Genomic DNA, 20,680 nt, shown 5'->3' on the forward strand with positions numbered 1-20,680 from the left:
AGGGCTGGTGAGCCGAGGCGGAAGCCCGTTGCCGCCCCTTCATTTCAACAGCCCGCGCGGATGTGCCGGGCACCGCTAGGGAAGTCATATGTCACGTGATCAGGCGAATAGGGCAACGGTCGAAGCCTATGTGCGGGCGATGAATGCAGGCGACATCGAGGCCCTGCGTCCGCTCTTTGCCACCGACGCGGAGATTCAGGGCGTGGTGGGTGCCGGCGCCTTCGATTTTGCCGCACGGGTCTGGCACGATCTTCACCACGGGCTGAACATGAGGCTCGACGTCCTGTCCATGGTCGCATACGAAGACACCGTCGCGGTTCGCCTGCGCGAAACCGGCAAATGGACCGGCCCGTTTCTGGACTTCAGGCAACCGACCGGCCGCTCTTACGAGTTGCTTGCGATTGAATGGTTCGAGTTCAAGGCTGGCAAGATCGCACGGCGATGGGGCGCACGTGACGGTGGCGCGCAGGCGCGGCAACTGGGTTTTCCGGACGCGGCCAGCCATTGTCCGGCGGGTAAGGAAGAGGCGCTGGAGACCGCCTAGGCTCCCGGGGCGGAGCGTCCCTCGAACCGGTGGCGGTGGCGGACGACTTCAAAGCGCGCCGTCACCGCTTCGCGAAACAGCCGGACATGTGGGCTCTCACGCAGGCTTTCGTGATAGAGGAGCCAAATGTCCGAACGGGCCTCGAGCTCGGGAAGGGGACAGCGCAGCAAGCCATCGTCCACGGAGGCGGCCCAACAGGGAAGCGGGCCGATGGCCAACCCGGAGCGCACTGCGGCTATCAGATTGGGCACGGAATTGCAGTGGATGCCGATCGGGGCGTCGGGTGCCGCCTTGCGCAAGGCAACGAGCGGTCCCAATTCCTTGAGACTGCCGGCTCCTCCAACGATCTCATGCCGGCCGAGGTCGGCAATGGTGCCAGGCAAGCCATGGCGCTCGGCGTAGGATCTCGCGCAATGAAGCGCCCAGACGCTGGTTGCAAGCCGGCGCCGGACGATGCCCGGCTCTTCAGGGCAGGAGCCGACGCGCAATGCGACATCCACTTCACCGCGCGAAAGATCGAGCCGGCGATCGTCGGCGATCAACTCAATGGACAATGACGGGTGCTGACTGCGCAGTTCGGAGACCAGCGGCGCCACCACATCGATCGCAAGGATCTCCGTCGTGGTCACACGCACGGTGCCGGCGACCGTCCGGTTCCAGCCGCGGGCCGTGTCGGCGAGCGTGCTCGCGCCTTGCTCGACCTGTTCGGCGAGCGCGACGGTCGCTTCCCCGCGCTCCGTCAGGCGATAGCCGTTCGGAAGGCGCACGAAGAGGGTGAGGCCGAGACCGCGTTCGAGCGCGTCGATCCGGCGTGCGACGGTCGTCTGATTGACCTTGAGGCTGCGAGCAGCCGCAAGCGTGGAGCCGGTGCGCGCCACGGCGAGAAAATATTTCAGGTCGTCCCAATCGAACATGGCGCGTCCGGAAAATCACCCGCCGTGGTGGCGCTGTTCCTGTCTCAATTCTCCGGTGCGAGGTCGCCCTGCATGAATTCCGGGAACCAGGCCTCGTGGGCGGCACGCAGATCTGCGACCGAAACCGCCTTGGCTTCGCCGAGCTTGACGGCGTCGCCACCGGTCTTGCCGATCACGGGGAGCGAGACGCCTGCAGCCTTCGCACGGGCGGCAACCGCATCGAGCGCACCGGCAGCGACGGTCACGACATAGCGACCCTGGTCTTCACCGTAGAAGGTGGCAATCGGGTCATGACCGGCAACAGCGTCGACGGCAGCGCCGATGCCCGATGCCATCGCCATTTCGGCAACGGCAAGTGCAAGTCCGCCCGACGAGCAATCGTGAACGGCGGTCACGAGACCGTCGACGATCAGGCCGCGGACGAAGTCGCCAACCTTGCGCTCGTGCGCGAGGTCGACATGCGGTGCCGGGCCGTCAGTGCGGCCGTGGACGTCACGCATGTAGACCGACTGGGCGATGTGCGAGCCGAGACCGGCAGGGGCGCCGGCGAGCAGGATTGTTTCGCCTTCCGCGGCAAAGCGGATGCGCACCATCTTCGACCAGTCGTTGATCAGGCCAACGCCGCCGATCGTCGGGGTCGGCAGGATCGCCTGGCCGTTGGTCTCGTTGTAGAGCGAGACGTTGCCGGACACGATCGGGAAGTCGAGCGCGGTGCAGGCCTCGCCGATGCCCTTGATGGCATGAACCAGCTGGCTCATGATTTCAGGGCGTTCCGGGTTGCCGAAGTTGAGGTTGTCGGTGGCTGCCAGCGGCAGCGATCCCGTTGCCGTCAGATTGCGCCAGCACTCGGCGACCGCCTGCTTGCCGCCTTCGTAAGGATCGGCTTCGACATAGCGCGGCGTCACGTCGGACGAGAAGGCGAGTGCCTTTGAGGCATGACCTTCGACGCGGACGACGCCGGCGTCGCCGCCAGGAAGCTGCAGCGAATTGCCCTGGATCAGCGTGTCGTACTGCTCATAAACCCAACGGCGCGAGGAGTTGTTGGCCGAACCGACAAGCTTGACGAGCGCGTCGGCGACATCGGCAGCCGGAATGTCGTTGGTTGCGAGCGGTGCCGTGGTCTTGGCCGGGGTCCAGGGACGATCGTATTCCGGGGCTTCGTCGCCCAGTTCCTTGATCGGCAGGTTTGCGACTTCCTCGCCCTGGTGCAGGATGCGGAAACGCAGGTCGTCGGTGGTCTTGCCGACGATCGCGAAATCGAGGCCCCACTTGACGAAGATCGCCTTGGCGACTTCTTCCTTCGCGGGCTCGAGGACCATGAGCATGCGCTCCTGGCTTTCCGACAGCATCATTTCGTAAGCCGTCATGCGCTCTTCACGAACCGGAACGCTGTCGAGGTTGAGCTCGATGCCGAGGTCGCCCTTGGCGCCCATTTCGACCGCCGAGCAGGTAAGGCCGGCTGCACCCATGTCCTGGATAGCGATTACGGCGCCGGTCTGCATCAGTTCGAGGCAGGCTTCGAGCAGGCACTTTTCGGTGAAGGGGTCACCGACCTGAACGGTCGGACGCTTCTCTTCGATAGACTCGTCGAATTCGGCAGACGCCATCGTCGCACCGCCGACACCATCACGGCCGGTCTTGGCGCCCAGATAAACGACCGGGAGGCCGACACCTTCAGCCTTCGAGTAGAAGATCGCGTCGCTCTTGGCGAGGCCGGCAGCAAAGGCGTTGACGAGGATGTTGCCGTTGTAGCGGGCGTCGAACTCGACTTCGCCGCCGACGGTCGGAACGCCGAAGGAGTTGCCGTAGCCGCCTACGCCGGCAACGACGCCGGAAACGAGGTGGCGGGTCTTCGGATGATCCGGCGAACCGAAGCGCAGCGCGTTCATCGCCGCGACGGGACGGGCGCCCATGGTGAAGACGTCGCGCAGGATACCGCCGACGCCGGTCGCAGCACCCTGGTAGGGCTCGATATAGGACGGGTGGTTGTGGCTCTCCATCTTGAAGACGACGCAGTCGCCGTCATCGATGTCGACCACGCCGGCATTTTCGCCGGGGCCCTGGATGACGCGCGGACCCTTGGTCGGCAGCGTGCGCAACCACTTCTTCGAGGATTTGTAGGAGCAGTGCTCGTTCCACATGGCCGAGAAGATACCGAGTTCGGTAAAGGTCGGCTCGCGTCCGATCAGGCTCAGAATACGCTCGTACTCGTCAGGCTTCAGCCCGTGCGATGCGATGAGGTCCGGGGTGATGGGGCGGGTGTTGGAAATCGTCATCGTCGACCGTCAAATCCTTCGGGCGGCGCGCAATCCACGTAAGAGGAATATGGCGCGTGCGAACCGCAACAGAAACAGGGGGCGCTTTGCGGCTTCTTTAGCCTATGCTGCGGCGCGGCGCGACAGAAAAATACGGGCGATCAACAGCGGTTGACGCCCGTACAAAGCTTCGCAGAAGGCTGATGCGGCGGCTCGTGTCAGAACTTGTAGCCGAGCGCGAGGCCGGCGCGTGTCAGGCCATTGTTCGGGCCGTCGCACAGATTGGCATGCGACGCGTGTTCCACGGTCGCCGAAACGTTCCAGTGCTCATCCAGGCGGACGCCGGCGGCGGCGTATTCGCGGAAGAGGAAGCGGCAGCCGAGCTGGGGGCCGGAACCGCTGGGGTTGTCGAGGTCGCCGTCATGAACCGTACCGCCGGCGCCGAACTCGACGAAAAGGCGCTTCGTCATGTCAAATGTCCAGCTCAAGCCGCCATAGGCCTGATTGACACCGTTGGACGCGGTCGCAACCGCCGCGCCGGCATAAACCCGCGGACGCAGCAGCTTATCGCCGAGATCGACCGCGCCATCGGCATCGAACGGGTCGAAATACACGGTGAACGACGGAAACACCCCGTCTTCCTGCTTGCCGCCGGCCGCAATCGACGTCGTGACGCCGAAGCGCATTTCATCGAAGACGCTATCCGCAGCCATCGCCGGCGTGGCGGCGCTCAACGTGGTCGTGGCGAGAAGAAGGAGCGCGACGCGTCGCGACGAGGCTGGGCTGAACGGTAGCGGCATGCGGAATCCTTGAGGCGAATCATATGCGCAAGACTGCTAAAATAATATGTTGCGCAACCTTGCCCGAAAGTCACCCCGTGGATTCCGATAATCACTCGAAACTGTCGTAGCCGGCACGTCCGCTGTCGAGCAGCCGCTTCAGCGTCTGAAAGCCTGCTCGTACCTGGGCCCGGTCCGGCGGTGAGGAAAAGCCGATGCGGATGCGGTGGAAGACGCGGTCGGTGCGGCCGGCCTTGAACTCATCCTCGTCGTCGACGAGCACGCCCTCCTGCAGGGCGGCCTGCTTGAAGGTGCCGGACAGCCACGGATCGGGCAACTTCATCCAAAGGAACGGTATGCAGGGATGCGAGGTGAAGTCGATACCGTCGAAGATCTCACGCGCCATCGCCTCACGGGCGCGAACTTCTTCGATGCCCTTGCTGCGCAGGATCGCCGCCGAACCGGAAAGCACGAGCCGGGCACAAAGCTCCGCCAGGATAAACGGCAGGCCGCCGCTCACCATCTTGTGGGCAATGCGGATACGCTGGCTGAAATGTGGAGGGCAGGCGACCCAGCCGCCGCGGACGCCGGCAGCGACCGACTTCGAAAGGCCACCGACCAAAAATGTGCGCTCCGGTGCAAGCTCGGCCAGGAGTGGCGTCTGATCGCCGGTCATGGCGCCGTAGAGATCGTCCTCCACAAGCCACACACCATATTTGCGGGCGATGTCGGCGATCGCCTGGCGGCGGGCCAGCGGCATGACTGCGACTGTCGGGTTCTGCGCGCTCGGCATCAGGAAGGCGAGCTTCGGATGCTGCTGGGCGCAGACGCGCTCGAAATCCTCGGGGATCATGCCGAATTCGTCCGATTCGACCAGCGTCGTCCGGCGACCGACCAGCCCGGCGCTTCGGCTCACCTGCGAATAGGTGAGCGTCTCAAAGGCGATGCGATCTCCAGGCGCCGTAACCGCCGTGATGACGGCGACGACGGCCGCATGGGCACCGAGCGTCGGCACGATGTCTTCAGGCCGCGGGCGGAAGCCGCCGCGGGCCAGCCACAGGCAACCCGCCTCGAACCAATGGTCGGGGAAATTGCGGGCGTAGCTTGCGATATCGGCATGGTGGTCGTGGCTGATCTCGCTCAGCAGTTCGCTGAGCACCGTGCCTTGGCCGATATCCGGAGCCGCGGTGCTGTCGAACCTGAGCTTGCCGGCCGGCGCGACAAGCGGACGAGTGCCGGCGAGGGAAGTTGTCAGCGGATCGGCCTGTTCCGGCGGGCGGCTTTCAGGATGATCGAGCACATAGGTGCCGCGCCCGACTTCACCGCTCACCAATCCGCGTTCACGAACGATGTTGTAGGCGCGTCCGATCGTGCCGATTGTCACGCCTATATCGTAGGCGAGGTTGCGCTGGGGCGGCAATTTGGCCCCGACGGCGAGGGCGCCGGTGCCAATTGCGTGCTCAATCTGGTCGGCAATCCGCGCATAGAGCGGACCGTGACCCTGCTGAATGTCTGGGAGCCAATTTGTCATCGTGACAATTCTTTAGATTACAGCGTGAAATATGTCAATTATCACCGATACAACGATAGCAATCGCTGCATTGGGGTTGTCAATGAGTACAATCGATACAATTTGTTTGTCCCGTCCGGAAGTGACGTCCGTCTCTTGCCCCAGCACATTGCTGGGCGGCGACTACTCGGACGAACGCGAAAGCCTGCTGAAGCGGCTTTGGGGTCTTTATTGCGAATTGGCGGCGAAGCGCCGCAGCCGTCTGGCGCTCGGGGACATGAGCGAATGGCAGCTCAAAGATATCGGGGTTTCCGAGAAGGACGCCCGTCAGGAGTCGATTGTCCCATTCTGGCGCTAGCTGAGCGGAGCGGAACGACTGTTCGACAAAGCACAAAGGCCGGCGCCCTCTGCGGTCGCCGGCCCTTGGATCGATGCGATGATACGGGCGGGTTTACTTGCAGCCCTGTCCGCCGGCAGCCCAGCGCTTGATATCGGCGGCCATGCGCGTTCCGGTCGGCTCGTCCATCAACGGCCCGAATGCCTGGAGGCGTGCCGGGTTGCCCTCGGCCTGAACGACGGCAAGCGGGCGCGCTTCCGGCGACTTGCGCGGCACGATCAGAATGCGCGGACGACCTGAGAAGGAATTGAGTTCCGGCGCCAGGCGATAGGACTTGAATTCGGGATCGCCCGACTTGAACCAGCAGCTATTGGCCCCCAGCGCCACACGCTCCATGGTCGGCAGCGCCGCCGTGTTCGGGCTCGGCGCCGGCGGCTTCGGCGATTGGCACGAAGCGAGGAGGGCCAGGCTGAACGTTGCGCAGGCAAGTCCGGCCAGGCGTGCAGTGACAAATGAAGGCATCGACGGTCTCGCTCGCAATTGGGGGATGGGTCGGATGCCTTCTATCAGCCGGGTGGTTAAGCGGCGATTACTTCGAGCGCCGAAGCGAAGAGGCCGCGACCATCAGAACCGCCATGTGCGGCTTCGATCAGGTTCTCCGGATGCGGCATCATGCCGAGCACGTTACCCTCAGCGTTCATGACGCCGGCGATATCGTTCATCGAGCCGTTCGGGTTGGTGCCTTCGGCGTAGCGGAAGACCACCTGGCCGTTGCCTTCGATCGCCTTCAGCGTCTCGGCATCGGCAAAGTAGTTGCCGTCATGGTGAGCGACCGGCGAGCGGATGATCTGGCCCTTGCTGTAGGCGCGGGTGAAGTCGGTTTCGGCATTGACCACTTCAAGCTTGATCTCGCGGCAGACGAACTTGAGTGAGGCATTGCGCATCAGAGCGCCCGGCAGCAGGCCTGCCTCGACGAGGATCTGGAAGCCGTTGCAAACGCCGAGAACCTTGACGCCTTTTTCCGCCTTGGCCTTGATCGCCTGCATGACCGGCATGCGCGCAGCGATCGCGCCGCAGCGCAGGTAGTCGCCATAGGAGAAGCCGCCGGGGATGACGATCAGGTCGACATCGGGGATGTCCGTCTCCGTCTGCCAGACAGTGACCGGAGCCTTGCCGGAAATCTTGGTGAGGGCCGCAATCATGTCGCGGTCGCGGTTGAGGCCCGGTAGCTGGACGACGGCTGACTTCATATCTCTGTCTCCGATACGGCGAGATCAAATCTTGATGCCGCACCCCGACGAGCCAGGCACCTCTTGCGACGACAACAACACCGCTCCCTCGGGCGCCCGTGCTGCTGCGGCGTTTTCTTAACGTCTCGCTCCGCGCCCGAAAGCGCGGAACGATTTCGATGCCTGACAGATCAGGCGAACGAGATGCTGTAGTTCTCGATCACCGTGTTGGCGAGCAGCTTTTCGCACATGGCCTTGAGGTCTTCTTCGGCCTTGGCCTTGTCTGCGGATTCGATCTGCAGGTCGAAGACCTTGCCCTGGCGGACCTGGCCGATGCCGTCGAAGCCGAGTGCGCCGAGCGCACCTTCGATTGCCTTGCCCTGCGGATCGAGAACGCCGTTCTTCAGCGTCACGGTTACACGTGCCTTGATCACTTTGAATTTCCCCGAAGTTACTTTACCAGAACCGGACCGGTGCCGCGCACGGGTTCGTTCTCGTTCATGATGCCGAGACGGCGAGCGACTTCCTGGTAAGCCTCGACGAGGCCACCGAGGTCGCGGCGGAAGCGGTCCTTATCGAGCTTCTCGCGGGTCTCGATGTCCCAGAGACGGCAGCTGTCCGGCGAGATCTCGTCGGCGAGCACGATGCGCATCATGTCGCCTTCGAACAGGCGGCCACACTCGATCTTGAAGTCGACGAGCTGAATGCCGACGCCCAGGAACAGGCCCGAAAGGAAGTCGTTGATGCGGATGGCGAGCGCCATGATGTCGTCGAGTTCCTGGGGGCTTGCCCAGCCGAAGGCGGTGATGTGCTCTTCAGACACCATCGGGTCTTCGAGCGCGTCGGCCTTGTAGTAGAACTCGATGATCGAACGCGGAAGAACGGTGCCTTCCTCGATGCCGAGACGCTTGGCCAGCGAGCCRGCAGCGACGTTGCGCACGACGATTTCAAGCGGGATGATCTCGACTTCCTTGATCAACTGCTCGCGCATGTTGAGGCGGCGGATAAAGTGCGTCGGGATGCCGATCTTGTTCAGGTGCGTGAAGATGTATTCGGAAATACGGTTGTTCAGCACGCCCTTGCCGTCGATGACGTCATGCTTTTTCTTGTTGAAGGCGGTCGCGTCGTCCTTGAAGAACTGGATGAGCGTGCCCGGCTCCGGGCCCTCATAGAGGATCTTGGCCTTGCCCTCGTAGATACGGCGGCGACGATTCATGGATTCTGTCTCTGTGCTTGCTGGCGCTCTTGGGCGGCGCGCGTGGAATATCTCTCGGGGTCCATAGCTGAAAAGAACGGATTTCACAATCGGCGTATCTTTCAGTCCCACTGATTTACAGAGGGTAGCATGAAAGTCGCGAATCCCGAAAACTGCGCAATTCAGTTTGACCTCCATTTTGGTTATGGCGATAACTGTTCAGGGCACCGAATTCTCAGGGAGATCAATTGATGACCACTATGCAGGATCGCGAAAAAGCCTTTGAAGCGAAGTTTGCGCTGGACGAAGAACTGAAGTTCAAGGCTGAAGCGCGCCGCAACAAACTCCTTGGTCTTTGGGCTGCCGGATTGCTCGGCAAGCCCGATGCCGAAGCCTATGCCAAGGAAGTCGTGACCGTGGACTTCGAGCATGCCGGTCACGAAGAGATCATCCGCAAGCTCAAGGCGGATTTCGACACTGCGGGCGTTGCCCAGACGGAAGAACAGATCCGCAAGCGCATGCTCGAGCTTCTCGCCGAAGCGATCCAGCAGATCCAGAACACCTGATTGACGCGCACTCCCGCGTCCACCACCGCCCGGCCTCACGGCCGGGCGTTCTATTTGTCGGCGCTGCCGAAGACCGGCTTCCATCCGTGCCGCAGGCGGCGCTCGAGTTCCAGACGGTCCATCGGGCGGGCCAGGGCATAGCCCTGAAGCACGTCGCAGCCGAGCTCGCGCAGCATTGCCGCATGCTCCCAGGTCTCGACGCCTTCGCCGACAACCTGAATGTTGAGCGAGTGACCGATGTCGATGATCGCGCGGACCAGCTTGGCCTGTTTCGCGCTTTCCGTGATCGGCCCGACAAGCGCCCGATCGATCTTCAGCCGTGCCGGATTGAGGTTGAGCAGGCCGATGATGGAGGCGTGGCCGGTCCCGAAGTCGTCGATCTCTACCTCGATACCGAGCGCGTCGAGAGCCGAGATCGTCTCGGCGATTTCATCTTCCGGGTCATCGAGGAAGATGGATTCGAGCAACTCGAACGAGAGGACACCTGGCGGAATCCGCAGATCGCGCAGGTCCGCGATCAAGCCCGGATCACGCAGGCGCGGCGACGACATATTGACGGAGACCTTGGGAATGCCGAAGCCGGACTGCTGCCAGGATTGAAAGTCGGCATAGGCGAGCTCCACCACCTTCCGGTCGATCGCCGGCAGCACGTTGATCTCCTCGGCGACCTTCAGGAAATGGAAGGGGGCAAGCACACCGCGCTCGGGATGGTTCCATCGCACCAGCGCCTCGACACCGGTGATCTCCAGCGAATGCGCATCGAATTGCGGCTGATAGTAGACCGTGAACTGGCCTTCCTCGATCGCCTGGCGAATGTCGTCGCCGATGCGCTTGGCGTTGAGGATCTGCGTCTGGATCTGTTCGGAGAAGACTTCGACGCGGTCCCGGCCAAGGCTCTTTGCCCGGTAGAGCGCGATGTCGGCATTCATCAACAACTGCTTCGCATCGAAATCGTCGTGACCCTTCCAGGCGATGCCGATGCTCGCACCCAGACGGCAGAGCTGACCTTCGTGGGGGATGGGGCGGCGAAAGGCGTGGACGATGCGCTCGGCGAGCTCGGAGAGTTGCGGCAGGTTTCGACCACGGCGGCAGAGAATGACGAATTCGTCGCCGCCGATACGGGCGATGAAGTCGTCGTGGCGCGCATGCGCACGAAGGATGGCGGCGGCGTGCGTCAGCATGGCATCGCCGGCCTGGTGACCGAGCGTATCGTTGATCTGCTTGAAGCGATCGAGATCGATATGCAGGATGGCGTTGACCGCGACGTTCTCCGCCAGCATCTGGTCAAGGTAGCGCCGGTTGGGCAGGTCCGTCAGGTAATCGTGCAGGGCGTTGTACTCGATCCTGATCCGGGCCTGCTCGAGCTCGCGGTTGCGCGCCTCGGCAGAGGCCTGGGCCTGGCGTAAATCCTCCTGCAAGGCGATGTCTTCGGTGACATCCCAGTTGGCGCCGATAAGCTTTCGTGTTCCGAGGTGGTCGATATAGGTCGCGGCATTGGAGCGGATATGACGGATGGACCCGTCCGGCCGCACGATCCGAAAGGCGTTGCTGTACGGCTTCCCGGAGGCGATACCTTCGTTGGTCCGGGCAATGACCTTCTCGCGGTCGTCGGGATGGAGCGTGTTTTCCCACGCCTCGGAGCTCGGTGGCCCGTCGCTCGGGTCGAGGCCGTAGATCTCGAACATGCGCTCGTCCCAGTCGTCCCTCAGGGCGTCAAGGTTGAAGTCGAAGACGCCAATCTTCGAAACGCCGAGAGCAAGCCGCAGCCGGCGAGAGACCTCTTCGAGCCGCGCCTCAGCCTCCTTGCGGGCGGTGATATCCGTATCGGTCCCGATGATGCGGCTGGGTCTGCCATCCGGCCAATAGGCAACGGACGCCCCACGGCTCTCGATCCAGATCCAATGCCCGTCCGCATGGCGCTCGCGATATTCGAAGGCGTTGAATACAGCCGCGCCGGAATCCTGCCGTTCGATTGCGGCGCGCACATGGGCGTGGTCGTCCGGATGGACGTTCTGGATCCATGTCTCAAGGCTGCCGTCGACCACGGCGTCATCGGACAGGCCGCGAAGCCGTCTCCAGGTGGCCGAATAGAAGAGATCCCCGGTTTCGAAATCGTGGTCCCAAACCCCCTCAAGTGCGCTATCGAGAGCGTATTTCCAGCGAGTTTCGTCGTTGCGCAGCCCCGCGATTTCGTCGACGAGGTCATGCGCGGGGAGCAGCAGCAGGAGAAAGACATCCTCGCCGGCGAAGTGCACGGGAGACCAGGAGGCGAGCATCGGCAGCGAGCCAGAGAGGCTTTCGAAGCGAAGCGTCGTGGACGAAGTCGTTGCCGGCGGCAACCTGTTCCACGCTGGCAACAGAGGCCTGTCCTCATCGAGCACGAGATCAGCGAGAAGGGTCTTCCGCAGCGAAGCGGGCGTCCTTTGCAACAGTTCGCCGGCACGTGCGTTGGTCGTTATGATCCGTCCCAGATCATTGGCAATGATTGCCCCGGCCGGCAAGCGCTCGAGGGCGGCCTGCGTGAGAACATCCGAGTTCGCCGGCGCGCCGCGCGCGCCTTTGGTGAGACCTTCGTTGACGGCCACTTATCCCACGTCCAGCGTTTGCGACCACGGTTTCCAAGGCGGAGAGCCGGAAATCTGGCTGCAAATCAAGATTCGACAGCGCCCGAAGCCCTCTGGAGGGCGAGTCACGCTGCCATGCCGGCCGATGATGACCGGGGACAATGAACGTCGGATTAATGGGAGGGGCAGGATTGACAGGGCGTCAACCAGCCCGCCGATACATCAGGGCTTCAAGCGGCTCAGGAACTGGGCGAACACCATCGTGCCTTCCGGCCAGGGTCCATGGCCGGATTCGGTGTTGATGTGGCCGGATTCGCCCGCATCGACGAGCAGCGAGCCCCATGCATTGGCGATATCGTCCGCATGTTCGTAGGAGCCGAATGGATCGTTGCGGCTTGCAACCATCAGCGACGGGAACGGCAGGGGATCACGCGGATAGGGGCCGAACGTCATCAGGTGCTTCGGACGGATCGTCGGATTGGCCACATCCGGAGGTGCGACGAGGAACGCGCCGGCAATCGGCTTGTTGAAATGGGGCAGGGCGTGCACCGCAGTCGCGACGCCAAGCGAATGGGCGACGATGACGACCGGCTTTTCAGCCGCGTTGACCTCTTCGACCATGCGCGCCACCCAATCCTCGCGCACGGGCTTTGCCCACTCTGCCTGCTCGACGCGGCGTGCGGTGGACATCTTGCGCTCCCAACGGGTCTGCCAGTGCTCCGGTCCGGAGTTGGTGTAACCAGGAACGATTAGGATATGGGCGTCGGATACCTTCATGATGGCCGCGATGTGGCGCTGAACGCTGCCGAAGTCAAGGCCTGCGGCGCCGCGCGTCATTCAAGGCGCGCCAAGGCCGCCGCAGCACCGCGAAGTAGCCGCATGGCTCGCTCCCAGAAATCGGTGCCGATCTGCGGAAACATGCGGCAGGCGACAGCGCCTGCATTTTCTGTATAATCGACATGACGGTCGCGGTTGGTGCGACTTGGTTTCGTCGCATTGCTGTTCCGTGGCCGCTCTGGTTCGTTGAGGAGTGTGAGCCATGACAACATTCCATGTTCTGTCGGGGGCGGACGCGAGTGTCGCCCACCCCGGGATAAAGAAGATTGGCGTCTCGGACGTCTTCGACGCCTTGCGTCTCGGCTTCGAAGATTTTCGCGAAAAGCCGTCGCATTACGTCTTCCTTTGCCTGATCTACCCGATTGCCGGCGCCGTGCTGATCACCTGGAGCGCGGGCGCAAACATGCTGCCGTTGCTCTACCCACTGGTCTCGGGCTTCGCCCTGATCGGCCCGGTTGCTGCGATTGGCCTTTACGAAGTCAGTCGACGGCGTGAACTCGGCATGGACTATTCATGGCCGCATGCACTTCGCCTGCATCGCTCCCCGGCCTTGCCGTCGATCATGGCTGTTGCTGCCATGCTATTCGCGGTCTTCATCGTCTGGCTGCTGGTCGCCCAGGCACTCTACGTCCAGATTTTCGGAGCCGAACCGCCGGATTCCATCGCAGCCTTCTGGAACGGGATCATCAGCACGGAACAGGGTTGGAACCTGATCCTCGTCGGCAACGCCGTCGGCTTCGTCTTCGCCGTTATCGTGCTGTCGACGACGGTCATGTCCTTCCCGCTACTGATAGATCGTGACGTCGGCGCGGTTGCAGCGGTCGAGACATCGATCCGTGCGACCCTCGTCAATCCGGTACCGGTCGCGCTCTGGGGCTTCATCATTGCTGCCGGCCTCGTAATCGGCTCGATCCCGGTCTTTGTCGGTCTCGCCGTCATCATGCCGATATTCGGCCACGCCACATGGCATCTCTATCGCAAGATGGTGGAGCCAGGTCCGCGCGCCCGCTCACGGTGATTGCCGGCAACCGCTTCTCAGCGAAAGCCGAGCACCCCTCAACGCGAAAAGCGCCGCAGTTCAATCGACATGCGGCGCTTTGCAGCGTGAGCGATGGGCGGCTTTCGGTCTAGCGGAAGTGCTTGTAGTAGGAGGAAATCTGCGCCGCCGTATTGGAGGACAGATTGAGCTTGATGCCGATCTTGTCGCCGCGGTACCAGCGGACCATGCCGGTCAGGAAGCCGAGTTCCTCGCTCCTGATCGTTACTTCCTGCCCGGTCTTGGCACCGATATCGAAGAGCAGCTGAAAGCAAATGCCCTCGGCCGAAAGGTCCTTGACGATGCCGTTGCTGGAGCCGGACTTGACGGTCACCGTTCCAGTAATTTTCGTTTGCGTGCGCTGGGTCGCCCGCTCGACACTGTCCTTGTAGGTCATGTGATCCTCAGAAACCTTAGTTGACAGGCCCTGATCGTCGCACGCAATGATTGAACATCCGCCTAACAAAAATGCCCGCATTTAAGCGATGTGCGCCAAATGCGGGCATATTCATATGGTGCAACGCGGACGCGTGGCCCGCAAATCGGTCGGGCTCAGCCGAAGACGCGCTTGAAAATCGTGTCGACGTGCTTGGTGTGGTAGCCGAGATCGAACTTCTCGCGGATGTCCTCTTCAGAAAGCGCCGCACGGACTTCCGCGTCGGCCAGCAGCTCCTCAAGGAAGTCCTTGCCTTGTTCCCAGACCTTCATGGCGTTGCGCTGCACGAGGCGGTAGGCATCCTCACGCGACACGCCGGCCTGGGTCAGTGCCAGCAGCACGCGCTGCGAGTGAACGAGACCACGGAACTTGTTCATGTTCTTGGTCATGTTTTCGGGATAGACGAGCAGCTTGTCGATCACGCCCGTCAAGCGAGCGAGCGCGAAGTCGAGGGTTACCGTCGCATCCGGGCCGATCATGCGCTCGACGGAGGAGTGCGAGATGTCGCGCTCATGCCAGAGCGCAACGTTTTCCATCGCCGGGATCGAGAAGGCACGGAGCATGCGGGCGAGACCCGTCAGGTTCTCGGTCAGGACCGGGTTACGCTTGTGCGGCATTGCCGACGAACCCTTCTGGCCCGGCGAAAAATACTCTTCAGCTTCGAGCACTTCGGTGCGCTGCAGGTGGCGGATTTCCGTCGCCAGGCGCTCGATCGACGACGCGATGACGCCGAGGGTCGCGAAGTACATGGCGTGACGGTCGCGCGGGATGACCTGGGTCGAAACCGGTTCCAGCTTCAGGCCGAGCGCCTTGGCGACGTGTTCTTCAACGCGCGGGTCGATGTTGGCGAAGGTGCCGACGGCGCCGGAGATCGCGCAGGTGGCCACTTCCTCGCGCGCGGCGATGAGGCGCTGCTTGCAGCGATCGAACTCGGCATAGGCGAGCGCCAGCTTGACGCCGAAGGTGGTCGGCTCGGCATGGATGCCATGCGAGCGGCCGATCGTCACCGTGTCCTTGTGTTCAAAAGCGCGGCGCTTCAGAGCTTCGAGCAACTTGTCGAGGTCGGCGAGCAGCAGGTCGGTTGCGCGCACGAGCTGGACGTTGAAGCAGGTGTCGAGCACGTCGGACGAGGTCATGCCCTGGTGGATGAAGCGGCTGTCAGGGCCGACGAATTCGGCAAGATGCGTCAGGAAGGCGATGACGTCATGCTTGGTGACGGCCTCGATCTCGTCGATGCGCGCGACGTCGAAGGTGGCAGCGCCGCCCTTTTCCCAGATCGTGCGGGCCGCATCCTTCGGGATCACGCCGATTTCGGCAAGCGCATCGCAGGCATGGGCCTCGATCTCGAACCAAATGCGGAACTTGGTTTCCGGCGACCAGATGGCCACCATTTCCGGCCGGGAGTAACGCGGGATCATGGGCTTTAGCTTTCGTCGTCAGTGGAGGATGGCCGTGCCTCTAGCAAAGATAGCCGTGAAGCTCAACGCCATTGGCGTCGGCCGCGTGCCAGCCACAGGCTGACGCCGACCAGTATAACACCGCCAACCGGCAGATAGAGGCGAAGACCGAGAGCCAGGAACTGATAGAACGCGACGAGCGAGGTGAAGGTGAACTGGAAGAACCACGTCCGTGTGCCGATGGGTGCGTGCCATTGGGCGTAGAACTGTCGGTAGTCGAGCGCATAAAGCACCGCGGTCATCGCGACGGTGCCGAGCGACAGAAAAAAGAGGTAGGCCGCAAGACGCGTCTCGGGCCGACGCCCGAGCGCCGCAAAGCGCGCCAGGAACAGCGATGGCGGCCACGCCAGAAGCGCGCCGAAGCCGAAGATCAAAAGCAGTTCGGCGAGATGAAACGTGAGTGCACGTTCGCGGAGCCAGAGGCTATACCAGGCCGAAAGCGCCATTGCGCCACCCCAGAGCGGCGCACCGACGACAAGCTCGCGCATCGTCGGGATGGATCGGGCGAGCCGGCTTCGAGGCGGGGCACCTTCCAGCGCCGGATGTGCCTTCGCCTTGACGCCGGCCGCCGTGTCGTTCATTTCGCGATCCGGGTGGGGATCGCGATCCAGCGCCCATCGGTCGTGCCTTCGAAGCCGAGCGACTTGACGAGAACCATGATGACATGGGTTTCTGAGCCATCGTCATTCCGGTGGGTGATGGCACCGCCGACCTGATAACCGGTCGGGCAGCGGCGGCTCTCCGGTATGCGGCTATCGTCCTGCAACACGTCTGTCACCGGCTTCCCGGCCTTCATCGTCATCGACAGACGAAAGCCTTTGACCTCCTTGAGGAAGTCCTTGCAGATGCCTTCCGGCTCGAATGTTTTCTCTTCGAGAGTCACCGAATAGGTTTCGCGAAACCCTTCGGCGGCGGCAAAGGAGTCGTAGGTCAGCGCCAGCGGCTTGGCGTTCGCCTCAGTGATCGGATTGAAGGCGGCAAGCAGCCCGGGCGCATCGGCCAGGCGATAGGCGTCGATCAGCGGCGCGGCGCGGCGGCGTGCCTCGTGGCGCGGCTTAGAGAGCGGGCTGCCATCCTCGCGGCCGACGGCCCGCACGGGCGCGCCGGGAAGGAAACTGTCGTCGCGCGTATCGATCACGTAGATCGTCGAATACGGAAAGCCGGAGCCATCCTGAACACCGTATTCCTCGAAGGCGAAGACATTGCCGTCGGCCGAAAAGCCGATCGGCTGGAGCGCGGCATAGTCGCCGGCAAAGGTTGGCGATGCGGCTGCCGCGGCAGCCAGGAAAAGCACGCCGGGTAGTGCCGCGCGTGCCTTCATCGATAGGCCTTCTCGGCCGGCGTGCGGATCGCTGCGATCGCCGCCCGATAGGCTTCGACGGAGCCGCCCTTGAAGATCGCCGAACCGGCGACGAGCACGTTGGCGCCGGCGCCGCTGGCAACGGCGGCCGTGTCGGGCGCAATGCCGCCATCGACTTCGATCTCGATCGGACGATCGCCGATCATCGCCTTGATGCGGCGGATCTTCTCAGCCGTGGCATCGATGAACTTCTGCCCACCAAAGCCCGGGTTCACGGTCATGACCAGGATGAGATCGACCTCATCGAGCACGTATTCGATGGCGCTTTCCGGGGTTGCCGGGTTGAGCGAAACGCCGGCCTTCTTGCCGAGCGACCGGATGGTCTGCAGCGAACGGTGAAGGTGCGGACCGGCTTCCGCATGCACGGTCAGGATATCGCAGCCCGCCTTGGCGAAGGCTTCGAGGAACGGATCCGCCGGCGAAATCATCAGGTGGCAATCGAAGGTCGCGTCCGTGTAGCGGCGCAGCGACTTGATCACATCGGGGCCGAAGGTGATGTTCGGCACGAAATGACCGTCCATGACGTCGAGATGGATCCAGTCGGCGCCGGCATCGACGACGTCGCGGACTTCCTGTCCGAGCTTGGAGAAATCGGCCGCCAGGATCGACGGGGCAATGCGAATGGGGTGGCTCATGGCGCGCTCCGGCTAGATACTTTGCATGTCGCTATCGCAAAACCGCTCAGCATTTTTGCGCGATATGCTCTCATTTTCCGCGGCAATAGCACCGCCGAGGCCGGCAAACAACATGCCGGCGATCAAAGCTGCGTCAGGCGCCTTCGGACCAGGAGCGCATGAGGTCGTTTTCCGCAGGCGTCGCATCGTGAACGCCCCGGGCGATGGCCCGTGCCATGGTCGACGCTGCCACGGCGCCAAGGTCGATGAAATCCTCCACCGTCGGGGTCCTGCCGCTGGCGCCGGTAGCAAGCGCGAAGATCAGATCGCCGTCGAGCGGGGTGTGCGCCGGCCAGAGCCCACGGGAAAAACCGTCATGGGCAGCGATCGCCAGGCGCTTCGCCTCGGCCTTGGTCAACACCGCATCCGTCGCGATCACCGCGATCGTCGTGTTCGCAGCCGCAGACTGCCGGCCGCGAAACTTGATCCGGAGATCGGCAGCGTCGGCAGGCAGGGGATGCGGCAGGCCGAGGGCACCGAGTTCGCCATTCAGTTCGAAGGGTGCCGACCAGAAATGCCGGCCATCGCCAACGGTCGCCGAACCGAGCGCGTTGACGGCGACCAGCGCACCTATGGTGATGCCGCTTGGCAAAACGGTCGATGCCGAGCCGAGGCCGCCCTTGAAGGTGGCGGTCAAGGCGCCGGTGCCGGCACCTGCGGTTCCCGTCGTAAACGACGGGCCGGCGCGGCGAACCGCCTCGAAGCCGAGTTCGCGATAGGGCGGGTAGCGTCCCCAGTCCTTGTCACCGCCATTGATGAGGTCGAACAGGATGGCGGTGGGCACGATCGGAATCCGGTGCGGACCAACGGCAAAGCCGCGGCCCATTTCCCTGAGCGCCGCCTGGGCACCGGATGCAGCATCGAGCCCAAAGGCCGAACCGCCGGAAAGCACCAGGCCGTCGACCGTCTGTACCGTGTTGTGCGGATCGAGCAGATCGGTTTCGCGCGTACCGGGCGCGCCACCCAGCACCTGAACCGCAGCCGTTGCCGGCGGATCGCAGACGATGGCAGTGACGCCGGATTTCAGCCGGTGATCCTCGGCATTGCCGACGGTCAGGCCCGCAACGTCGGTAATCAGGTTCAGCGGTCCGGTGCGCATCATTGGGCGGTTCCTTCGGCAGGCGCCGGCACGAAGCGGCCGCCTTGCCACTGCATCAGGCGATAGGGATTGTCGGCACGCTCGTGCTGCGCGTTGAAGGCGATGGGGCCGAGCACCGTAGGGTAGGGTCCCTTGGCGAAGGCATCGAGAAGGGGCTTGTCGTCCTTCTCCGCCTGGTCCTTGGCCTGCTCGAGCATCGAGACGGCGGCAAAGGCCGACAGAACGTAACCATCCGGCTCGGTTCCCGCGGCGCGCAAGGCGTCCGCAACCGGCTTGCCCTCGGGCGACTGTGATGCCTCGGGCAGGGTGACCGCCAAAACGCCATCGGCGAGCGGCACAGTGAGATCGGCAGCATTGAGCGCATCGCCGCCGAGAAGCGTGAGGCTCGCACCTTCGCCTTGGGCATCGCGCGCAATGACCGCCGTGTCCTGTCGATCGCCGCCGGTAAAGATATGCGTTGCGCCACTCTTCACCAGTCGCCGCACCAGGCTGACCTGCTGCTCCTGGGCAGGTCGATAGGTATCGGTGAAGACCGGTGTCAGGCCGATCTCGCCAAGAGCTGAACGCACGCTCTCGACCAGTTCCCGGCTGTGGATGGTTCCATCATCGATCAATGCGATCGGCTTGTCCTTCCAACGCTGAACGATCGTGTCGACAATGCCCGCGGCCTCGGCGTTACCGCTGGGCGCAAGCCGGAAGAGCGGCCACTTCTTCTTCAGCGCATCCTCCATCAGGATATCGGAGCGCACGCTCAGCGTAATGGCGGGAATGCCTGCCTCGGCAAGCGCCGGAAGTGTCGCGTCCAGACTTTCGGTGCAGAGGAAGCCGATCGCCGCCTCCGCGCCGGCCGCAAGCAGCGCCTTCGTCAGCGCTTCGTTGCCGGCGGCACTGCAGGTCTCCGGAATGACGACGATCTCGCTGCCGCGGTCGCCGGCCTGGAATGCGGCGCCATCGATGATCTGCTTGCCGAGAATTGCAAACGGGCCCTCGACCGGGGCGACGACGGCCACCTTGATGCCGGCTGCCGCGGCGGGTGCGGCCTGTACCAGTCCGGCCACGACAAGGCTGGCGACGATCGATCGAAGCATTCACTTTCTCCGCTGCCGCTTGTTCCGGATCGGGTGCGATCCGAACCTGCGGCGAGCCCAAACATTGTCTGATCCGTTGCCGAATGCGACGGGCGCGCGGCACGGTAGTGGCCGCATGTTTTAAGGATGTGCCCCGCGGCGTCAAAGGAAAAGATGTGCGTTCTGGCGCAGATGGCACGATCCGCGTCGCGGCCATGTCGCAGAACTGCAAGATTCTCCTCGCAGCGGGTTTCATATTTCCCGGTACTGTCTATGTATGTGACTGACTTCGCTCGGAGAAAGAAGTGTTGAACAAGACCCGGCTGGACCCCATCAGTTACCGCGACGCCATGAGTCGCCTGGCCGGTCACGTGCAGATCATCACCGTGGCCGACGGTACCGAACGGCGTGGTGTCACCGTGACGGCATCCTGTTCCGTATCCGATAGTCCGCCGACGGTTCTGGCCTGTCTGAACGGCGCCAATCCACGCAACGAGATCTTCACGCGCAGCGACAGTTTCGCGCTCAATCTGCTGGGCGACGAGCATCGCGCGATGGCGCACGCCTTTTCCGGTCGCGATCAACTCGACATGGATCTGCGCTTTGCCCTTGGCCAGTGGACTAAACTGACGACGGGCTCTCCGATCCTCACCAACGCCATCGCCTCGTTCGATTGCCGTCTTATCGAGGTGAAGACGATTGCCACGCACCTGGTGCTCTTCGGCGAGGTCGTCGACGTCTCCCTCGGACCGGCGCGACCGCCGCTCATTTATGTGGACCGCGGATACCACTCGCTATAAGTTTTACGTGGTGAGATCGCG

At 63.0% G+C, this 20,680-nt stretch carries 23 protein-coding genes; 6 read left to right on the forward strand and 17 right to left on the reverse strand.

Annotation, left to right across the window (positions count from 1 at the left end; genetic code table 11):
- Positions 1–88 precede the first annotated feature (88 nt).
- Complete coding sequence (locus AB4Z53_RS14145; RefSeq protein WP_113540041.1) at positions 89–544, forward strand: ester cyclase; 456 nt, start codon at positions 89–91, stop codon at positions 542–544.
- On the opposite strand, the gene AB4Z53_RS14150 is transcribed toward AB4Z53_RS14145, so the two are convergent.
- Positions 541–1,458 (reverse strand): LysR family transcriptional regulator, encoded by a 918-nt coding sequence (locus AB4Z53_RS14150; protein ID WP_441596370.1) that lies wholly within the window; start codon positions 1,456–1,458, stop codon positions 541–543. The genes AB4Z53_RS14145 and AB4Z53_RS14150 overlap by 4 nt on opposite strands.
- A 44-nt stretch (positions 1,459–1,502) precedes the next feature.
- Positions 1,503–3,734, reverse strand: a complete 2,232-nt coding sequence (purL, locus tag AB4Z53_RS14155; protein WP_441596371.1) for a phosphoribosylformylglycinamidine synthase subunit PurL — start codon at positions 3,732–3,734, stop codon at positions 1,503–1,505.
- Between purL and AB4Z53_RS14160 the strand changes: the two genes are divergently transcribed.
- Entirely contained in the window at positions 3,721–3,888 is a 168-nt protein-coding gene (locus AB4Z53_RS14160; RefSeq protein WP_162768892.1) for a hypothetical protein, read from the forward strand. The genes purL and AB4Z53_RS14160 overlap by 14 nt on opposite strands.
- 43 nt (positions 3,889–3,931) lie before the next feature.
- Here the strand turns inward: AB4Z53_RS14160 and AB4Z53_RS14165 are convergent, their stop codons facing one another.
- Together AB4Z53_RS14165 and AB4Z53_RS14170 are read right to left on the reverse strand one after the other, a co-directional pair.
- Positions 3,932–4,513 carry an acyloxyacyl hydrolase gene (locus AB4Z53_RS14165; protein WP_441596372.1) on the reverse strand — a complete coding sequence of 194 codons (582 nt, stop codon included), beginning with the start codon at positions 4,511–4,513 and terminating at the stop codon, positions 3,932–3,934.
- A 91-nt stretch (positions 4,514–4,604) separates the two neighbouring features.
- Complete coding sequence (locus AB4Z53_RS14170; protein WP_291157124.1) at positions 4,605–6,023, reverse strand: aminotransferase-like domain-containing protein; 1,419 nt, start codon at positions 6,021–6,023, stop codon at positions 4,605–4,607.
- 31 nt (positions 6,024–6,054) lie between these two features.
- Between AB4Z53_RS14170 and AB4Z53_RS14175 the strand changes: the two genes are divergently transcribed.
- Positions 6,055–6,360 (forward strand): DUF1127 domain-containing protein, encoded by a 306-nt coding sequence (locus AB4Z53_RS14175; RefSeq protein WP_441596373.1) that lies wholly within the window; start codon positions 6,055–6,057, stop codon positions 6,358–6,360.
- Positions 6,361–6,453: 93 nt separating this feature from the next.
- Here AB4Z53_RS14175 and AB4Z53_RS14180 read toward each other — a convergent pair whose 3' ends face one another.
- The 4 genes from AB4Z53_RS14180 to purC all read right to left on the reverse strand — a co-directional run bounded on the left by AB4Z53_RS14180 (position 6,454) and on the right by purC (position 8,784).
- The gene (locus AB4Z53_RS14180) at positions 6,454–6,861 is read right to left on the reverse strand and encodes a hypothetical protein (protein WP_441596374.1); all 408 of its coding nucleotides are present in this window, start codon (positions 6,859–6,861) and stop codon (positions 6,454–6,456) included.
- A gap of 56 nt (positions 6,862–6,917) precedes the next feature.
- Positions 6,918–7,589: a phosphoribosylformylglycinamidine synthase subunit PurQ gene (gene purQ / locus AB4Z53_RS14185; RefSeq protein WP_441596375.1), complete on the reverse strand. Its 672-nt coding sequence runs from the start codon at positions 7,587–7,589 to the stop codon at positions 6,918–6,920.
- A gap of 170 nt (positions 7,590–7,759) precedes the next feature.
- Complete coding sequence (gene purS / locus AB4Z53_RS14190; RefSeq protein WP_034794427.1) at positions 7,760–8,002, reverse strand: phosphoribosylformylglycinamidine synthase subunit PurS; 243 nt, start codon at positions 8,000–8,002, stop codon at positions 7,760–7,762.
- Positions 8,003–8,019: 17 nt separating this feature from the next.
- Entirely contained in the window at positions 8,020–8,784 is a 765-nt protein-coding gene (purC, locus tag AB4Z53_RS14195) for a phosphoribosylaminoimidazolesuccinocarboxamide synthase (RefSeq protein WP_034794646.1), read from the reverse strand.
- 230 nt (positions 8,785–9,014) lie between these two features.
- Between purC and AB4Z53_RS14200 the strand changes: the two genes are divergently transcribed.
- On the forward strand, positions 9,015–9,329 hold the full coding sequence (locus tag AB4Z53_RS14200) for a DUF1476 domain-containing protein (protein ID WP_223727462.1): 315 nt from the start codon (positions 9,015–9,017) through the stop codon (positions 9,327–9,329).
- Between the two features lie 50 nt (positions 9,330–9,379).
- On the opposite strand, the gene AB4Z53_RS14205 is transcribed toward AB4Z53_RS14200, so the two are convergent.
- Both AB4Z53_RS14205 and AB4Z53_RS14210 read right to left on the reverse strand, forming a co-directional pair.
- Positions 9,380–11,914 (reverse strand): sensor domain-containing protein, encoded by a 2,535-nt coding sequence (locus AB4Z53_RS14205; protein WP_441596376.1) that lies wholly within the window; start codon positions 11,912–11,914, stop codon positions 9,380–9,382.
- A 201-nt stretch (positions 11,915–12,115) separates the two neighbouring features.
- The gene (locus tag AB4Z53_RS14210; protein ID WP_275023871.1) at positions 12,116–12,670 is read right to left on the reverse strand and encodes an RBBP9/YdeN family alpha/beta hydrolase; all 555 of its coding nucleotides are present in this window, start codon (positions 12,668–12,670) and stop codon (positions 12,116–12,118) included.
- Between the two features lie 262 nt (positions 12,671–12,932).
- Here AB4Z53_RS14210 and AB4Z53_RS14215 point away from each other — a divergent pair, with 262 nt between their 5' ends.
- A complete protein-coding gene (locus AB4Z53_RS14215; RefSeq protein ID WP_441596377.1) occupies positions 12,933–13,748 on the forward strand; it encodes a DUF2189 domain-containing protein in 816 nt (271 codons plus the stop codon).
- Between the two features lie 109 nt (positions 13,749–13,857).
- On the opposite strand, the gene AB4Z53_RS14220 is transcribed toward AB4Z53_RS14215, so the two are convergent.
- The 7 genes from AB4Z53_RS14220 to AB4Z53_RS14250 form a co-directional block, all read right to left on the reverse strand.
- Positions 13,858–14,163 carry a PilZ domain-containing protein gene (locus AB4Z53_RS14220; protein ID WP_113540031.1) on the reverse strand — a complete coding sequence of 102 codons (306 nt, stop codon included), beginning with the start codon at positions 14,161–14,163 and terminating at the stop codon, positions 13,858–13,860.
- A gap of 155 nt (positions 14,164–14,318) precedes the next feature.
- On the reverse strand, positions 14,319–15,620 hold the full coding sequence (gene purB, locus AB4Z53_RS14225; protein ID WP_441596378.1) for an adenylosuccinate lyase: 1,302 nt from the start codon (positions 15,618–15,620) through the stop codon (positions 14,319–14,321).
- 62 nt (positions 15,621–15,682) lie between these two features.
- A complete protein-coding gene (locus tag AB4Z53_RS14230) occupies positions 15,683–16,240 on the reverse strand; it encodes a hypothetical protein (RefSeq protein ID WP_441596379.1) in 558 nt (185 codons plus the stop codon).
- Positions 16,237–16,980, reverse strand: a complete 744-nt coding sequence (locus AB4Z53_RS14235; RefSeq protein ID WP_441596380.1) for a DUF2259 domain-containing protein — start codon at positions 16,978–16,980, stop codon at positions 16,237–16,239. Before AB4Z53_RS14235 ends, AB4Z53_RS14230 begins: the two co-directional genes overlap by 4 nt.
- A complete protein-coding gene (gene rpe, locus AB4Z53_RS14240; RefSeq protein ID WP_291157146.1) occupies positions 16,977–17,654 on the reverse strand; it encodes a ribulose-phosphate 3-epimerase in 678 nt (225 codons plus the stop codon). Before rpe ends, AB4Z53_RS14235 begins: the two co-directional genes overlap by 4 nt.
- 133 nt (positions 17,655–17,787) lie before the next feature.
- Positions 17,788–18,795 carry a P1 family peptidase gene (locus AB4Z53_RS14245; protein WP_441596381.1) on the reverse strand — a complete coding sequence of 336 codons (1,008 nt, stop codon included), beginning with the start codon at positions 18,793–18,795 and terminating at the stop codon, positions 17,788–17,790.
- On the reverse strand, positions 18,792–19,880 hold the full coding sequence (locus AB4Z53_RS14250) for a branched-chain amino acid ABC transporter substrate-binding protein (RefSeq protein ID WP_441596382.1): 1,089 nt from the start codon (positions 19,878–19,880) through the stop codon (positions 18,792–18,794). Before AB4Z53_RS14250 ends, AB4Z53_RS14245 begins: the two co-directional genes overlap by 4 nt.
- Before the next feature lie 329 nt (positions 19,881–20,209).
- Between AB4Z53_RS14250 and AB4Z53_RS14255 the strand changes: the two genes are divergently transcribed.
- Positions 20,210–20,659 carry a flavin reductase family protein gene (locus tag AB4Z53_RS14255; protein WP_113540134.1) on the forward strand — a complete coding sequence of 150 codons (450 nt, stop codon included), beginning with the start codon at positions 20,210–20,212 and terminating at the stop codon, positions 20,657–20,659.
- The last annotated feature ends 21 nt before the right edge of the window (positions 20,660–20,680 follow it).

Source organism: Ensifer sp. 2TAB8, from assembly GCF_052115125.1.
Lineage (GTDB): Bacteria > Pseudomonadota > Alphaproteobacteria > Rhizobiales > Rhizobiaceae > Ensifer.

Coding starts and splice junctions, on each gene's coding strand:
- AB4Z53_RS14165 (WP_441596372.1), bottom strand. CDS start 4,513: ATGCCGCTACCGTTCAGCCCAGCCTCGTCGCGACGCGTCGCGCTCCTT.
- AB4Z53_RS14220 (WP_113540031.1), bottom strand. CDS start 14,163: ATGACCTACAAGGACAGTGTCGAGCGGGCGACCCAGCGCACGCAAACG.
- AB4Z53_RS14250 (WP_441596382.1), bottom strand. CDS start 19,880: ATGCTTCGATCGATCGTCGCCAGCCTTGTCGTGGCCGGACTGGTACAG.
- AB4Z53_RS14235 (WP_441596380.1), bottom strand. CDS start 16,980: ATGAAGGCACGCGCGGCACTACCCGGCGTGCTTTTCCTGGCTGCCGCG.
- AB4Z53_RS14215 (WP_441596377.1), top strand. CDS start 12,933: ATGACAACATTCCATGTTCTGTCGGGGGCGGACGCGAGTGTCGCCCAC.
- rpe (WP_291157146.1), bottom strand. CDS start 17,654: ATGAGCCACCCCATTCGCATTGCCCCGTCGATCCTGGCGGCCGATTTC.
- purB (WP_441596378.1), bottom strand. CDS start 15,620: ATGATCCCGCGTTACTCCCGGCCGGAAATGGTGGCCATCTGGTCGCCG.
- AB4Z53_RS14180 (WP_441596374.1), bottom strand. CDS start 6,861: ATGCCTTCATTTGTCACTGCACGCCTGGCCGGACTTGCCTGCGCAACG.
- AB4Z53_RS14175 (WP_441596373.1), top strand. CDS start 6,055: ATGTCAATTATCACCGATACAACGATAGCAATCGCTGCATTGGGGTTG.
- AB4Z53_RS14230 (WP_441596379.1), bottom strand. CDS start 16,240: ATGAACGACACGGCGGCCGGCGTCAAGGCGAAGGCACATCCGGCGCTG.
- purQ (WP_441596375.1), bottom strand. CDS start 7,589: ATGAAGTCAGCCGTCGTCCAGCTACCGGGCCTCAACCGCGACCGCGAC.
- AB4Z53_RS14150 (WP_441596370.1), bottom strand. CDS start 1,458: ATGTTCGATTGGGACGACCTGAAATATTTTCTCGCCGTGGCGCGCACC.
- AB4Z53_RS14200 (WP_223727462.1), top strand. CDS start 9,015: ATGACCACTATGCAGGATCGCGAAAAAGCCTTTGAAGCGAAGTTTGCG.
- AB4Z53_RS14170 (WP_291157124.1), bottom strand. CDS start 6,023: ATGACAAATTGGCTCCCAGACATTCAGCAGGGTCACGGTCCGCTCTAT.
- AB4Z53_RS14145 (WP_113540041.1), top strand. CDS start 89: ATGTCACGTGATCAGGCGAATAGGGCAACGGTCGAAGCCTATGTGCGG.
- AB4Z53_RS14255 (WP_113540134.1), top strand. CDS start 20,210: ATGAGTCGCCTGGCCGGTCACGTGCAGATCATCACCGTGGCCGACGGT.
- AB4Z53_RS14245 (WP_441596381.1), bottom strand. CDS start 18,795: ATGATGCGCACCGGACCGCTGAACCTGATTACCGACGTTGCGGGCCTG.
- AB4Z53_RS14210 (WP_275023871.1), bottom strand. CDS start 12,670: ATGAAGGTATCCGACGCCCATATCCTAATCGTTCCTGGTTACACCAAC.
- purL (WP_441596371.1), bottom strand. CDS start 3,734: ATGACGATTTCCAACACCCGCCCCATCACCCCGGACCTCATCGCATCG.